This window comes from Bradyrhizobium embrapense, assembly GCF_001189235.2.
GTDB lineage: Bacteria > Pseudomonadota > Alphaproteobacteria > Rhizobiales > Xanthobacteraceae > Bradyrhizobium > Bradyrhizobium embrapense.
Genome location: NZ_LFIP02000007.1, coordinates 1 through 13,518, shown reverse-complemented (window position 1 = coordinate 13,518; position 13,518 = coordinate 1). Strand labels below are relative to the sequence as shown.

Annotated in this window: 14 protein-coding genes and 1 tRNA gene; 8 read left to right on the top strand and 7 right to left on the bottom strand. The window is 61.1% G+C overall.

The window, feature by feature from the left end:
* Positions 1 to 16 precede the first annotated feature (16 nt).
* The 4 genes from trbF to AKN83_RS38655 are packed head-to-tail and all read left to right on the top strand — an operon-like array spanning position 17 to position 3,174.
* Positions 17 to 700 carry a conjugal transfer protein TrbF gene (gene trbF / locus AKN83_RS27485; RefSeq protein WP_050401245.1) on the top strand — a complete coding sequence of 228 codons (684 nt, stop codon included), beginning with the start codon at positions 17 to 19 and terminating at the stop codon, positions 698 to 700.
* Positions 697 to 1,731 carry a P-type conjugative transfer protein TrbG gene (trbG, locus tag AKN83_RS27480; RefSeq protein WP_050401246.1) on the top strand — a complete coding sequence of 345 codons (1,035 nt, stop codon included), beginning with the start codon at positions 697 to 699 and terminating at the stop codon, positions 1,729 to 1,731. Before trbF ends, trbG begins: the two co-directional genes overlap by 4 nt.
* Entirely contained in the window at positions 1,728 to 2,933 is a 1,206-nt protein-coding gene (locus AKN83_RS27475) for a TraB/TrbI/VirB10 family type IV secretion system protein (protein ID WP_050401247.1), read from the top strand. The genes trbG and AKN83_RS27475 overlap by 4 nt, the downstream gene beginning before the upstream one ends.
* Positions 2,934 to 2,937: 4 nt before the next feature.
* Complete coding sequence (locus AKN83_RS38655) at positions 2,938 to 3,174, top strand: DUF2274 domain-containing protein (protein ID WP_083992257.1); 237 nt, start codon at positions 2,938 to 2,940, stop codon at positions 3,172 to 3,174.
* A gap of 195 nt (positions 3,175 to 3,369) precedes the next feature.
* Here the strand turns inward: AKN83_RS38655 and AKN83_RS27465 are convergent, their stop codons facing one another.
* The 3 genes from AKN83_RS27465 to AKN83_RS27455 all read right to left on the bottom strand — a co-directional run bounded on the left by AKN83_RS27465 (position 3,370) and on the right by AKN83_RS27455 (position 6,495).
* Positions 3,370 to 4,278 (bottom strand): TauD/TfdA dioxygenase family protein, encoded by a 909-nt coding sequence (locus AKN83_RS27465; protein WP_050401249.1) that lies wholly within the window; start codon positions 4,276 to 4,278, stop codon positions 3,370 to 3,372.
* A gap of 255 nt (positions 4,279 to 4,533) precedes the next feature.
* Positions 4,534 to 5,205 (bottom strand): HAD family hydrolase, encoded by a 672-nt coding sequence (locus tag AKN83_RS27460; RefSeq protein ID WP_050401250.1) that lies wholly within the window; start codon positions 5,203 to 5,205, stop codon positions 4,534 to 4,536.
* Between the two features lie 660 nt (positions 5,206 to 5,865).
* Positions 5,866 to 6,495, bottom strand: a complete 630-nt coding sequence (locus AKN83_RS27455) for an FMN-binding negative transcriptional regulator (protein WP_050401251.1) — start codon at positions 6,493 to 6,495, stop codon at positions 5,866 to 5,868.
* 996 nt (positions 6,496 to 7,491) lie between these two features.
* On the opposite strand from AKN83_RS27455, the gene AKN83_RS27445 reads away from it, so the two are divergent.
* Complete coding sequence (locus AKN83_RS27445; protein ID WP_143278322.1) at positions 7,492 to 7,764, top strand: hypothetical protein; 273 nt, start codon at positions 7,492 to 7,494, stop codon at positions 7,762 to 7,764.
* A 772-nt stretch (positions 7,765 to 8,536) separates the two neighbouring features.
* Here the strand turns inward: AKN83_RS27445 and AKN83_RS27440 are convergent.
* From AKN83_RS27440 to AKN83_RS27430, 3 genes are all read right to left on the bottom strand, one after another.
* A tRNA-Val gene (locus tag AKN83_RS27440) sits at positions 8,537 to 8,611 on the bottom strand.
* 110 nt (positions 8,612 to 8,721) lie between these two features.
* Entirely contained in the window at positions 8,722 to 10,017 is a 1,296-nt protein-coding gene (locus tag AKN83_RS27435; RefSeq protein WP_050401254.1) for a coiled-coil domain-containing protein, read from the bottom strand.
* Positions 10,018 to 10,162: 145 nt separating this feature from the next.
* Positions 10,163 to 10,768 (bottom strand): DUF1134 domain-containing protein, encoded by a 606-nt coding sequence (locus tag AKN83_RS27430; RefSeq protein WP_063695545.1) that lies wholly within the window; start codon positions 10,766 to 10,768, stop codon positions 10,163 to 10,165.
* A 153-nt stretch (positions 10,769 to 10,921) separates the two neighbouring features.
* Between AKN83_RS27430 and AKN83_RS27425 the strand changes: the two genes are divergently transcribed.
* Positions 10,922 to 11,386: a YHS domain-containing (seleno)protein gene (locus AKN83_RS27425; protein WP_050401255.1), complete on the top strand. Its 465-nt coding sequence runs from the start codon at positions 10,922 to 10,924 to the stop codon at positions 11,384 to 11,386.
* Here AKN83_RS27425 and cysQ read toward each other — a convergent pair whose 3' ends face one another.
* Positions 11,387 to 12,217, bottom strand: coding sequence for a 3'(2'),5'-bisphosphate nucleotidase CysQ (gene cysQ, locus AKN83_RS27420; protein ID WP_050401256.1), 831 nt, complete (start codon positions 12,215 to 12,217; stop codon positions 11,387 to 11,389). It lies immediately after the preceding gene.
* A 154-nt stretch (positions 12,218 to 12,371) separates the two neighbouring features.
* Between cysQ and chpT the strand changes: the two genes are divergently transcribed.
* Positions 12,372 to 13,019: a histidine phosphotransferase ChpT gene (gene chpT / locus AKN83_RS27415; RefSeq protein ID WP_050401257.1), complete on the top strand. Its 648-nt coding sequence runs from the start codon at positions 12,372 to 12,374 to the stop codon at positions 13,017 to 13,019.
* 202 nt (positions 13,020 to 13,221) lie between these two features.
* Positions 13,222 to 13,518, top strand: a 297-nt coding sequence (locus AKN83_RS27410) for an Hpt domain-containing protein (RefSeq protein WP_172803629.1), incomplete at its 3' end; no start/stop codon positions are given.

Genomic DNA, 13,518 nt, shown 5'->3' with positions numbered 1-13,518 from the left:
GCAGGGGCAAACATCGATGTTCAAACGACCATCAGTTCACTACGGGCGCATGCCCGAACCGATCACGCCTTATCAAAAGGCAGCCCAAGTTTGGGACGAACGCATTGGATCTGCCCGCGTGCAGGCCAAGAACTGGCGCTTGATGGCGTTCGGCTGCTTGACGTTATCAGCCGGTCTCGCAGGTAGCCTTGTTTGGCAATCGGGCCAAGGCTCGATCACGCCCTGGGTGGTCGAAGTCGATCAACTCGGCCAGACACAAAGGGTTGCGCCGGCCAACATCGACTATCAACCCAACGACGCTCAGATCGCTTACCATCTGGCGCGCTTTATCGAAGATGTTAGAGGTCTGCCCGCCGACGGCATCGTTCTGCGCCAAAACTGGCTCCGGGCCTATGATTTTACGACGGATCGTGGCGCCGCTGCGCTGAACGACTATGCGCGCAACAATGACCCCTTTGCCAAGCTGGGTAAGGCGCAAATTTCTGTCGACGTCTCGAGCGTCATTCGTGCGTCGTCGGAAAGCTTCCGGGTCGCATGGACTCAGCGCACCTACGACAACGGATCGTTGAGCTCGACGGAGCGTTGGACCGCGATTCTTACGATCGTGATCGAAACGCCGCGCGATGCCGAACGCCTGCGCAAGAATCCCCTTGGCGTCTACGTCCGCGCCATCAACTGGTCAAAGGAGTTGAGTCAGTGACCAAGACGCCGTCTGACGTTCATTCGAAGCGTTTCCTCCCGCACAGCAAGCTCAATGTGCCTCGGCCCGAGTTTGTGACCTCAAAGCGAGCGCTCCTGTCGGCGCTCTTGCTTTGTTTGTCGGCGCTCGGCGGGTGCGCGACCTACGTGCCGCCAAAGATCAGCTATGACGCGGAGGTCCCGCCGCTGCCGGTTGCTCCAGTGGCACTGGACGACAGCTCGCGGCCGCTTCACGTTCCACCGCTCTGGAAGCCAACTCTCGGCGGCAAATCGGCCGAGAAGGAAAAGCCCGAACCCGTGAGCCGGGTTGAGACGGCAAACAGCGCAGCGAGGGTCGAACCGCGCAAACGTGGGTATTTCAACGCGGCGCAAATCTACGCTTACAGTCCTGGCGCACTCTATCAGGTTTACGCCGCGCCCGGGCAGATCACGGATATCGCGCTAGAGGAAGGAGAACAGTTGACGGGAGCAGGGCCGATCGCGGCCGGAGATACCGTACGCTGGGTCGTGGGCGATACCGAGAGCGGGAGCGGCGACACACGGCGCGTCCATATCCTGGTCAAGCCGACTCGAGCTTCGATTGAGACCAACCTAGTGGTCAATACTGACCGGCGCACTTACCTGATCGAACTCCGCTCCCGCGAGCGACCATACATGCCGTCTGTTGCCTGGTACTATCCAGAGGCGGTACGCGAACGGTCGCGTTCAGCTGCGCTGAAGCCCGTTCTTCCGGGGCCGGCGCAGCGCATCTCCCGCTATGCTATCGAGGGGGACAGTCCTCCCTGGCGGCCGCTCGCCGTATATGACGATGGCCGCAAAGTCTATGTCGAATTCCCGCAAGGCATCGTGCAAGGCGAGATGCCTCCGCTCTTTGTCATCGGTCCAGATGGCAAGACCGAACTCGTCAACTATCGCGCTTACGGCAACGTATTGATTGTCGATCGACTCTTTGCAGCCGCCGAGCTGCGGCTCGGCGGCGAGCACCAGCAGAAGGTCCGTATTGTCAGGACCGACGGGAGGCCGTCGTCATGAACAATGGAAACGATCACGAGCAAGCAGTTCCGCCGGCGACACAAGGCGAACCGTCCCAAAGCTTCCGCTTGAGAGCTGAGCATCCGCGCGTCACGCGGTTGTCGCGGAAGGTCTTGGCCGGCGGAAGCGCCGTTGCATTGCTCGTCATCGGCGGAACTGTGTTGTGGTCGCTACAGAGCAATCGCTCCCGTAATCAAACGGCCGATGAGCTTTACAGTACCGACCACCACAATGTTGCGGACGGCATTACGACGCTGCCGAAGGACTATGCTGGCGTTCCGCGCCAACCCGTCCCACAGCTTGGTCCGCCGCTCCCCGGGGATCTCGGTCGACCGATCCTTGCCGCCCAAGGTCCGTTGCCGACGAGCGGGGCCGATCCGGACCAGCAGCGCCGAGATCAAGAGACCGAGGCAGCCCGCATCAGCCATTTGTTCGCCGCGACCAATGGACGAGACGTGCGTCCAGCCGCCGCCCCGGCTGTTGGAAGCGACCGCGCCGTGCCACCGAACTCAACGAGCAGCGGCGATGACGGATCTGCGCAGAACGGCCAGGACCGCAAGCTTGCCTTCGTGAACGCCTCTGCGGACCGTCGTACGGTCAGCCCTGACCGCATCACCAAGCCAGCTTCACCGTATATCGTGCAGGCTGGGACGGTCATTCCGGGAGCCCTAATCACCGGGATTCGATCAGACCTTCCAGGCCAAGTAACCGCGCAGGTCACCGAAAACTTATACGACACGCCCACCGGTCGGTTCTTGTTAGTGCCTCAGGGAGCGCGTCTGATCGGTATATACGATAGCCAAGTCACCTTCGGCCAGTCCCGCGTTCTGCTGGTCTGGACGCGGCTGATCATGCCAAATGGACGTTCCGTCGTTCTCGAGCGGCAGCCTGGCGCTGACACAGCAGGGTATGCAGGCCTCGAAGACGAGGTCGACAATCACTGGGGTGAGTTGTTCAAGGCTGCGGCGCTTTCGACGTTTCTGGCGGTGGGGACTGAACTGGGCGCCGGTTCGGACACCAACAGCAACGACAGCGCAATTATCCAGGCATTGCGACACGGCGGCTCGGACTCACTGAACCAGACCGGACAGCAGGTGGTTCGACGCAGTCTCAACATCCAGCCTACTTTGACCGTACGACCTGGTTTCCCGGTTCGTGTTCTTGTCAATCGTGACCTCATACTTACGCCGTATAGAGGGTGACAACATGCCAAAGCTCAAAATAGGAGAGCTTCCAGATGACAAGCCGGTCAAAGTGAGCGCGGAGCTGCCGGCGGCCGTGCATCGCGATCTCATTGCATATGCAGAAGCCCTTACGCGTGAAGGTGGTCAAGTGGTCGAACCGACTAAGCTCATCGCTCCCATGTTGGCGCGCTTTATGGCCACGGATCGAGGATTTTCTAAATTGAAACGTGGCGGCCGCGTACCGGTCGCCGGCGAATGACAGTGATGCTCGAGGCTTCTCGAAGCTGCCGGTCAAAGCTAACAGTACGATGCATCAACCGAGACGCTGCCGGGTTTGGCCCGTGAGCTAAGATATCGCGTCGGAAAGCGTGTTCCCGCGTCTGCCCCGAAATAACTCTGATTGCCCGGGCTTTCTCCGTCTTCAGACGCAAGAGCGCCTGGCGTCGATGGGCATTTATTCGGTCACCCTCAAGCGCGGTACACTGCTCCGGCCGTCGACGCTGATAGGCACGTCGCCCTCGATTGTAGCCCGACGTACGACGCGATGCCCGTCCCCGTAATCGTTGACGGCGTAATGCTGCGTTGCGCGGTTATCCCATATCGCGATATCGCCCACTAACCAGTTCCAGCGCACAGTGTTTTCGGGCGCGGTGATATGAGACTGGAACAGATCGAAGAGCTTTTGTCCGTCGTATTTGGAGATCCCAACAAAGTGCTTCACCAAAGCGCCGAGCACTAGCGTCCGCTCGCCTGTTTCGGGGTGGACGCGCACGACGGGATGCTCGGTCTCAAAAACCGTTCTGGTGAATACCTCGTCGAAGTGTTTCTTGTCCACCTCGCGCACACGCGCGATCCCGGCGTAATCGAAAACGTTGCTGTGAACGGCCCATAGCTCCTCGGCAAGCCGTTGTAGCGGCGGCGGCAGATCGAGATACGCGGAAGCTGTGTTCGACCACACGGTGTCGCCTCCGAAAGCTGGCATTGCTACGGCCCGCAGGACTAAAATCTTGGGATAGGCATCGGCGAAGGTCCCATCCGCATGCCAAACATCGGCGCGACCGCCGCCGCGAGTGGAGTCCAGCTCAAGGAGCGAGGCCGTCCCCTTGGCGGCGCCGAGCATCGGATGCGGCGTTAGCTTTCCAAGACGAGCAGCAAAGCGCTCCTGTTCAACGTCATTGAGATGTCGTTGGTTGCGGAAGAAGATCACCTTGTGCTCGAGAAGCAAGCTGTTGATCGCAGCGATCGTGCGGTCCGGTAGATCGCCCGATAGCTCGATATTTTTGACTTCGGCACCGATGCGCGCTGCACGTTTCAGAACATCGGCGCCCGGAATGACGTCACCGATCAAAGCCGTTGTGCTCATGTTGTTTTTCCAAGCCCTTGAAGTTTCTGCTTTTCGAGGCGGATGATCTTCAGCAAGCAACGTGCCAGGCGAAAGAAGAACATGTAGTCCCCATGGCAACGAATTGCGCTATTTGGCGCGAGTTATCGGACCAACCGATGATTCGACCGAGCGACAAAGAAGCTCGATCGTCGACCTCACCCACCGAATATGGTGCAAAGAGAGCGGCAGCCGACGGAAGACATTCAGTTATGTTATTTCGATCACTCAACTGCCCTAAAAAAGGCAATGCTTCCGTAAGATTGGTAATAATTCATGATGATCATAAATCATGTAGTCGGGCCCTGCCGCGCGTAAGCGCCCTTCGGAAACATATCCACCCACGATTGATACGTTGATAAGGCCAAGATTGCGGGCAATCTCGGTCTCAACTGGCATATCGCCCACGATGACAGTTCTTTCTGCGGATAGATCATTAGCCTGCATATACAAGCGCAGCCGTTCTTGCTTGCTCATGCTCCTAAACTGAGTTGCGCGGCTATCAAATGCCAAGATGTCGGTGACGTGAGTCTTGATCCCAAGTCTTCGCAATTGTGTGCGAATTGGTCCAACAATGTGGTTGCTGACAATGACGGTTTGGATGGCTCGCTGATCAGCGGCGAGCAAAACATTTCGAGCCCCTTTACGTAAGGCCGCGTTGCGCGCCAGGAACTCATAAGTGTTGTGAAAAATGGCGTTGTCGTTGCTCTGTACGACTTCGATTTCATCTTTCGACATGTCCAGGTTGCGGAAAAGAACCGAAGGAGGAAGTTCGAACTTCTCTCGAAGCTTGTGCATATCCACAGCTGCGCGACCGAAGCGGCTTAAAATTGCATTGATGGTTTGCAGCACCGCGTTGGCATCATCGAGCAGCGTGCCATTCCAGTCGAAAATAATCGCGGATTTCATGCATAAACCGAAGGCAAATGTGGTCGTGCGATAGAATGTGTTCGAGACTTAGATATTTACTGGTCTACATGTCTGGAGCGATCGTCGCGGTTCGAACAGAGTCGTCACGGATGCAACGCGCACCAGGGAGCTGAACGGGCGGACTGTTCTTCCGAGGCGAGAGGGCGGGTGGAGAGCGTGAGCATTGTTGCTTCTTTAGCTCTGTTTCTGGATCGATTTAGTTGAAGCAATGGCCGTGCCAGCCAGCGTTGGCATGCAATAAGGCCGGAAGGGCTTTGGAAGGTCTCAACGCTTACTATGCGCGCCGACCTGACACGACATTGCGTCTCTGTCAGAATACGGACAAGACTCTACACGGTGCGTAAGTTCAAGCTGACCGTTCCGTAAGTGAATTCTGCGAGTCAATCGATGGGCCAGGTTGATCTCTCCGAGACCGGTTCATTCTGGTGAGGCAAATTGGGTTCTCAGTACGCGGAATACTAAGTCGAAGCTCCGGGTTGTTGAACAACTTTCGACTGAGAGGACGCCGCTGCCGCCAATCCGCAATGCCTCGACCGGCGTTACGGCAAGACTAATGCCGGTGGAGCCCGTGAGAGCTGCAGATGTAGGCTTGCTCTTTGTCGACCGGCCCTGTTGGCGCCAGTCATGCACATTATAGCCTCAGCCCTGAATCAGGATAAGGGCTGCAACTTCCTGATCCCGTGGCAGTATGCTCACCGCCAAGCCGGTGGCGACACCAAGGCGGTCAGGAGCGGGGCGGTTTTGACTCATCTTGCGCTTGCCTTCGACCTTGGTGATGGGGATGCGCACGCCGACGATCTCACGCAACTGGGCGGCGATGAAATCCGCGGGAGCATCGCTGACGGCCCAAGGCGTCGCACGTGACGTCTCATGGATATTCGTCAGACGCGTCACGATTTCAAGCAGGCGATCGGGATCCTCGAAGAACTCGGTCGGCCCATGGGCGTGGACCGCGATGTAATTCCATGTCGGCACCACATGTTCAGATTGTCGTTTGCTGGGATACCAGGATGGCGTCACATAAGCCTCTGCGCCAGCAAAGATCGCGAGAGCTTCTCCGATCGGGGGCGTGCGCCATTGCGGATTGCCCTTCGCTAGGTGGCCGTACAGCGCGCCGTGTTCGCCTTCGCTCTCATCGAGAAAGAGCGGAAGAGGCGTCGCAAGGGGCCCGTCTGACGTGGCCGTGATCAGGTTGGCCAATCGGGCGCAGCGGATTGTCGCTCGAATGTTCTCCAGGTCGTCATCTCGAAAGTGGGGGGGTATGTACATGGAGGTTCTCCGTTGGAGGTCGTCGAGATAAACCCAGGTCAGTATGCTAGAAAACTGCCAGTTTCAGTCGCCCCGTAGAGGTTCCACGTTGGATCGAGCCGCCTTGCTCGTCGCCCGGCCGGCTGATGATCGCACCCCCTCACGCACTTCTGGGGCCGCGAAGACGCTGAGCAAGGCAATTGTGATGGACCAAGCGGCAAGTCCGGGTGTACCGGTACGGTGCCTCACGGGCATGATTGCGAGCCGGGGCGACGCGAGCGCGCACTGAGAGGGGCCGCTGGACACAAGAGCCGTTGGCTCGACCGCCGCTGGAGGATCTCGTCGCTTGGCAACAGCTTCGTCAATACCGATGAACACAACATCACCATCTTCCAGAACGGGGATGGTTCATGGGGCGGCAGGCTCACCGAAAAAGCCGCAGGACGTTTCGTTACGGCGAGACGGCGATATGAATCCGAAGCGAAGCCCAAACTGGCCGCGTTAGACGGGATGATCTTCCTGAAAGATAGACGTGGCTGGGATGGATAGGGCGCCGCCTGTCGGTCTGTTACGTTTCGTCCGGTGGGTTTGTCGAATCGCTTTCCCCGCAATTCACCGATCCGATCCAAGAGTCGCTGGCCCGTCCCAACAAATATCTTTCTACCAATATCCGCATGGACATAGCTGGTTCGCGAGAGCCACCGGGGCTTAGGACTCCACACGATTCGAACTGTCTGTCCACAGGCGAACGACTATGGCAACCAACCCGGAATGGCGGGCTGCGGCGCGCCAATTGCGCGGCATGTGGGAACACAAGGCTTGGCCCGACGGGCCGCTCGGCCCGGGTTGGGCCAATGCATTCTCCGATTGGATCGAGAAATTCGGTTTCTGGCGCGTCTCGGACGCGGTTCAGATGGCGTCGGCTCCCCGTCTGAGGACGGCGAGCGGTTGCCTCCGGACATTCGGGACATTCCAAGATACGCCGTGGTAGAGCGCGGCGAGGATCGGGAGCCCGGGATGAAGGGCTGTTATCCCGTCCGCGGCAGGATGCGCTTGAAATTTTACTGCTCGGAAGGCGATGACGAAGTCCTCAAGCTGCTAAGGCACGCAATGCGCGCGGGAGTTTCAGAGTCCGCAATGCACCATGCCGTCGATGATAACACTACGCTTGAGCACTGCTTTGCGGCGATAGGTGTAGACCGCACGACATTCCGCATTGCCATGGGGCATCCGATGTTCGACGTGTGTCCCAAAGGACAGCAGGTCTTCGTCCGGCAAGATCCAGAGTGACGAGTTTGGGAGGCCTATCTGCGGAGGACGAGTGGCCGGGGCGCGCCGATCAGCAGGCTGGGTGGCTGGTATTTTCCGAGTCGTTTTCCACCGGTTGATCCCCGCCCAAGAAGGCGAGGCGGTGAGACCGCCCCAGCGAACGATCAACTCGCGACACGTGCTATTCAATCCTCGTGGTCAGCGTCCTTTCCGCTAGATTTCTCGGCCTGCTTCGACGATCGCCTGCGTTCCTCACGATCTCCTTGCGAAGACGCTGTTTGGCGCACATGCGACGATTCCTGACCGGCGCGCCGGGCGTCGGCGGGCGGCCGGAATCTTTGGTTCGGCGTCGGCGCGAAGCCATCCTCGGAACCCGCATTCCAAGGATTAGAAATCGGAGCGGATCCGGAACCGGACCGCCGGCGGGAACCGCTCGCACCCGGTTTCCGGCTTACTGTCGTCGGTGGAATCGAATCCTTCGAACGCCGGGCGGGCTCTCCCGTCGCCCGGCGTCAGTTCGCCTGTCGCGCGAAATCCCAGTTCGTCGCGCGTGGCACCTGAGCAACAGCAGCGAAGACGCTGCTGGCAGGCTCGTAGGTGCAGCCGAGGGGTCCGCCTACGATGGTATTCGGATCAGCCAAGCGCTTTGATCAGCCTCGAAATCGCAGCGGCCGGACAGGAAGCGATTCTTGGCTAGCCGTGCCGCAAGCGATGTGCCCCCGTTGTGCCCCGACTCCTCTGGGGCACACGCTAAGGGAATCAATCTATTAAATCGTTGAAATCTGGAGCTAAATGGTGGACGCACAAGGGATCGAACCTTGGACCTCTCCCGTGTGAAGGGAACGCTCTCCCGCTGAGCTATGCGTCCGGGATCTGACGTACCAAGGGCCGTTGCCGGCCGGTCGAAAATGGGCGCTTCGTCAGAGCGTGCGATTTACGAAGTGCCGGGCAGGGGTGTCAAGCCAAACCCTGCAAGAATTAAGCGCCTTGCTGGCGGGCGCGGGAGGCGTGTGACTGCAGCGCCCGGATGCGCTCGGCGAGCGTGCCGCCGCCTTCGGGCATCCCGCTGCCCGGCGGGACGCCATTTGCGGCGCCGTTGGCGGGCTTGGCGGCCGCCTTGGCCGGCACGGTCGGCTCCGCCGCCAGCATCGCCTCGATCGCCGAATTGGGGCCTTCGAGCTGGATCGCGAGCTTGGCCACCTCGGCGGCGATGTCGTTGATGCGTTCGCGCAGCAGCGCGTTCTCCATCCGCTCGGTCGCCCAGGAACTCTCGGCCTGCTGCTGGATCGCGTTGATGTCGCGCTGCAGCTTGCCGCGATCGTCGCGGGCGACACGCAGCTGCTCCTCGACCGCCGCCTTCTCCTGGCGCAGCTTCTCGAGCACGGACGATTTGCCGCCGCTTGCCGCAGCGATCTCCTCGCGCAGCTCCTGCATCGTCCGCTCGGCGGCGGCGTTGGCCTGCTTGAGCTGGCTGTTCTCGAATTCGCGTTCTGCAAGCAGCTTGCCCTGGGTCGCAAGCCGGGTCTCGAGATCGACGACGCGGTTGCCGAGCATCTCAGCTTCCTTGACCTGAACGATCAGCTGGCGGTCGAGATCGGTCACCCGCTGGCTCAGATTCTCGACCCGGCCGCGCGCGTCGGTGAGATCGCGCGTTGCGGTCTCCGACTGGTTGCGCTCCTGGGCGAGGCGGGCCTCGGTCGCCGCGAACTCCCTGGCGGCATCGCTGACGCGGTTCTTCAATTCCTCGACCTGGGTCCGCACCGCGACCAGCTCGACCTGACGGCTGTCCGCCGTCATCGAGCGGTCGCTGAGCTCGGCGTTGATCTTGCCGAGCTCGCTTTGCTTGTCGGTCAGCGCCTGCTCGGCGTTGCGCAACAGCTCGGTCTTGGCGGAAAACTCTTCCTCGGTGGCGCGAAGCTGCTCCTTCATCGCCTTCTCGCGCGCCTCCAGAGCGAAGATCGCGGCGTTCTTCTCGCCGAGCTCGATCTTCATGCGGTTGATCGCATCGGTCTTCTTGCCGAGCTCGGCGAGCTGGCTCGTGGTCTTGCTCTTGAGCTGGTCGACGCTCATCTCGAGCCGGCGGGCCGACATGGCGAATTCGGCGCGGAGCTGGTCCTTGTCGGCCTGGATCTCGGCCATCGACAGCGGGGTGGCCGCCTCCATGCGGCGCGTGGTCAGCCGCACCGCCCGGTTATGCACCAGCGGAACGATCATCAGGCCACAGAGCATCGAGATCAGGAAACCGATCGCCGCGTACATGATCGGCTCGATCATGAAGGGTCACTCCAAAGCAAAGAAGGAATTTGTTAATCACAATGCCACGGCGGGCCGGCCAAAGGCCAGCCCGATTGCCGCGTTAAGGTGAATCGCTAACCGCGCCGAAGCGCCCCCGGCACAGTCGCCCGATCGGCGCAGCGACCTAGAACGGGTTCCAGGTCGCGCGCGGGGTGTATTTGAGATAGCCGACGCTGGCACCGAGCCGCAGGCCGATGCCGGAGCGAATCGGGACCAGCACGATGTTGTTGGCGGTCAGTGCCGTCATGCCGAAGCCGCCGACGATATAGGCCGAGCCGTCGATGCCGACGAAGCGCTGATAGATCGCCTGCGTCGAGGGCAGGTTGTAGACCAGCGTCATGGTGCGGGCGCCGTCGCCGCCCCAGTCGAAGCCGACCGAGGGCCCTTGCCAGTAGACCCTGAGATCGCCGGCGTTCTTGGTGTAGAGCGTGCCTTCGCCATAGCGCAGCCCGGCCACGAACGCGCCGGAGCCTTCCTCGCCGAGCACGTAACCGTTGGGCAGTCCCCATTGGCTGACCGCGCGCTCGATCACCGAGGCGAGCCCGCGCGAGACGTTGCCGAAGAACTTGTGGCCGGCGCCGACCAACTCGTCGGGCCCGTAAGTATACGGTGTCTGCTCACGCTGCGGCGGTGGATATTGCGGTGGTGGGGGCTGCTGCGCGGACGCCCCTGCGCTCCAGCACATCAGCGCGGCAAACGCGACCGCGGCAAGGCGTGATGCGAAAGTCATTAAGAACCCCTGCTATCGAAATCCGGGCGTTGCCCTTTAACCTGATGCCAACAGGCACGGCTCTAGGTTGCGCCCAGTGTCCCCTCGACTCGGATGTTATCGGTATCAACTATGACGGCACAACGGCAGGAAAGATATGGATCGTGCCGCGGCATGGCCTTTTTCGGCCTGTTGGCGGGCATTTTGACGGCTGTTTGGCTCCCTTTGCCTGTCGACGCCACCACGACCGAGCGTGTGGTGACCAACCGCTACTCCGGATTGGCGATCGAGGGATTCGATCCCGTCGCCTACTTCACCGATGCCGCCGCCACCCAGGGGCGGCCGGAATACGAGGCCGCCGAGAGCGGCGTGGTCTGGCGTTTCCGCAACGAAGGCAACCGCGCCTCGTTCGTGGCGCATCCCGAAATCTATGGTCCGCAGTTCGGCGGCTACGATCCGACCGACCTGGTGCGGGGCGTGACCTGCGCCGGCAATCCGAGATTCTGGGCTGTCGTCGGGAACAGGCTTTATCTGTTCAATCGTGAACACAGCCGCGACGCCTTCGCCGCCGATCCCGCGCGCTTCCTGAAGGAAGCCGCGGCGCGCTGGCTGGAGCTGGAAGAAAGTCTCGCGCAGTAATCACGCCGCTGCGGACGGGTCGCCCCACGCAATGAATTCGGGCACCAGAAAGTCCTCGCGGCCGAGCCCAAAATGCAATGGGCGCCCGCTCGAATCGGTCACCTTGCCGCCGGCGGCAACGACGACCGCGTGACCGGCCGCCACATCCCATTCGGACGTCGGCGATAGGCGCGGATAGATATCGACCTCGCCCTCGGCGACGCGGCCGAACTTGACGGCCGAGCCCAGCACGGCGCGCACCGCGCCGCCGCGTGCGTCGATGAAGGCTTCGGTGCGCGCATCGCCATGCGAGCGGCTGACCGCAACGGTCCAGGGCGCGCCGCGTGGCGGGCATGGACGGCTCTTGATCGGCATCGCCCGCGAAACGGTGCCGTCGTCCCGCAATGTCAATCGCTCGGCGCCCTTGCCGACGATGCCGCGCCAGATCAGCCCCAGCGCGGGCGCACCGACGATGCCGAGCAGCGGCACGCCGTGCGTGACCAGCGCCACATTGACGGTGAACTCGTTGCGGCCGGCGACGAACTCCTTGGTGCCGTCGAGCGGATCGATCAGGAAGAAGCTGTCCTTGTAGGGCGGCGTCGCCAGATGGACGCGCTCCTCCGAGAGCAGCGATATCCGCGGCGCAAGCCTTGCCAGCCCTTCGACGATAATCTGGTCGGCGGCCAGATCGGCCTCCGTGACCGGCGACCCGTCGCCCTTGCCGGCAACATGCATCGTGGAACGATTGACCGCAAGGATCGCCTGGCCGGCCTCGATCACCAGCTTGGTCAGTGATTCGAGCAGCGTCGCGGCGGCCTCGCAGCCAAGGGCGGGCGATCTTGCCTCATTCATGAGCGGGTCTCATATCAGCGGTCGCATATCCTGTTTGTGTTCCCTTATCAGCCCCGCCGCAAGCTGGCAGCATCCGTCTGCGCGGTGTATCAAGCCCACAGGCATGCGTGATTCGCACTCCTCCCGCGGCGTGCGGCTTTCCAGGAAACAATTGATGTCTGGCACTTCGTCTCCCGGTCCCGCTCCCGATGCACTCGAACTCGCGGCGCTGCTGTGCTCGCGGGTCTGTCACGATCTCATCAGTCCGGTCGGCGCGATCGTCAATGGGCTTGAGGTCCTTGACGACAATCCCAAGCCCGAAGACCGCGACTTCGCGCTCGACCTGATCCGCAAGAGCGCCAAGACCGCGTCGGCGCGGCTGCAGTTCTGCCGGCTGGCGTTCGGTGCCGCGGGTTCCTCCGGCGCGCAGATCGACCTCGGCGACGCCCAGAACATGGCGAAGGGGCATATCGAGGACGGCAAGGTGACGCTGAGCTGGAATTTGCCGCGGCTGCTGATGCCCAAGAATCGCGTCAAGCTGCTGCTGAACATGCTGGTCATCGCGCAGCAGACCATTCCGCGCGGCGGCACGCTCACCATCGATCCGGTCGGTGAGGGTGAGACGATGAGCTTCCGCATCCTGGCCGCGGGCCTCAATGCGCGGGTGCCGCAGAACATCGTCGACCTGCTCAATGCAAGCTCGCCGAACACGGTCGATGCGCATGCGGTGCAGCCGCATTACACCCGCCTGTTGGCTGATGCCTGCGGGTTGAAAGTGACGCTCGCGCTCGACGGCGACAAGGTCATCATCGCGGCGTCCTGAACGGGGCCGCGGCAACATCCTTAAGCAAAGGTTACGACCGGCCGCGCGATCCGATCGTGCGGCCTTATCTCTTTGTTGATCCCGTTCTTTTCCAATTACTCAACCAAACTTAAACGCTTTGCGGAGAAGCTGACCTGAGTTCCGGCCGGCGCGTCGATGTCGCGCGCCGCAGCGTTTTCGGCGTTTTTCGAAGGTTGGTTTCATGGACGATCTGTTGCGCGAGTTCCTGACGGAGAGCAGCGAGAGCCTGGATACGGTCGACAACCAGCTGGTGCAATTCGAGCAGGATCCGAACAACGCGAAGATCCTGGACAACATTTTCCGGCTCGTGCACACGATCAAGGGGACCTGCGGCTTCCTCGGACTGCCGCGGCTGGAAGCGCTGGCGCATGCCGGCGAGACGTTGATGGGCAAATTCCGCGACGGCATGCCGGTGAAGGCGGAAGCCGTGACGCTGATCCTGTCCTCGATCGACCGCATCAAGGAGATCCTCGGCGGG

Bases quoted from the DNA above. Each gene is read 5' to 3' on its own strand.
- trbF (WP_050401245.1), top strand. From the start codon at position 17: ATGTTCAAACGACCATCAGTTCACTACGGGCGCATGCCCGAACCGATC.
- AKN83_RS27475 (WP_050401247.1), top strand. From the start codon at position 1,728: ATGAACAATGGAAACGATCACGAGCAAGCAGTTCCGCCGGCGACACAA.
- AKN83_RS38655 (WP_083992257.1), top strand. From the start codon at position 2,938: ATGCCAAAGCTCAAAATAGGAGAGCTTCCAGATGACAAGCCGGTCAAA.
- AKN83_RS27465 (WP_050401249.1), bottom strand. From the start codon at position 4,278: ATGAGCACAACGGCTTTGATCGGTGACGTCATTCCGGGCGCCGATGTT.
- AKN83_RS27460 (WP_050401250.1), bottom strand. From the start codon at position 5,205: ATGAAATCCGCGATTATTTTCGACTGGAATGGCACGCTGCTCGATGAT.
- AKN83_RS27455 (WP_050401251.1), bottom strand. From the start codon at position 6,495: ATGTACATACCCCCCCACTTTCGAGATGACGACCTGGAGAACATTCGA.
- AKN83_RS27445 (WP_143278322.1), top strand. From the start codon at position 7,492: ATGAAGGGCTGTTATCCCGTCCGCGGCAGGATGCGCTTGAAATTTTAC.
- AKN83_RS27435 (WP_050401254.1), bottom strand. From the start codon at position 10,017: ATGATCGAGCCGATCATGTACGCGGCGATCGGTTTCCTGATCTCGATG.
- AKN83_RS27430 (WP_063695545.1), bottom strand. From the start codon at position 10,768: ATGACTTTCGCATCACGCCTTGCCGCGGTCGCGTTTGCCGCGCTGATG.
- AKN83_RS27425 (WP_050401255.1), top strand. From the start codon at position 10,922: ATGGCCTTTTTCGGCCTGTTGGCGGGCATTTTGACGGCTGTTTGGCTC.
- cysQ (WP_050401256.1), bottom strand. From the start codon at position 12,217: ATGAATGAGGCAAGATCGCCCGCCCTTGGCTGCGAGGCCGCCGCGACG.
- chpT (WP_050401257.1), top strand. From the start codon at position 12,372: ATGTCTGGCACTTCGTCTCCCGGTCCCGCTCCCGATGCACTCGAACTC.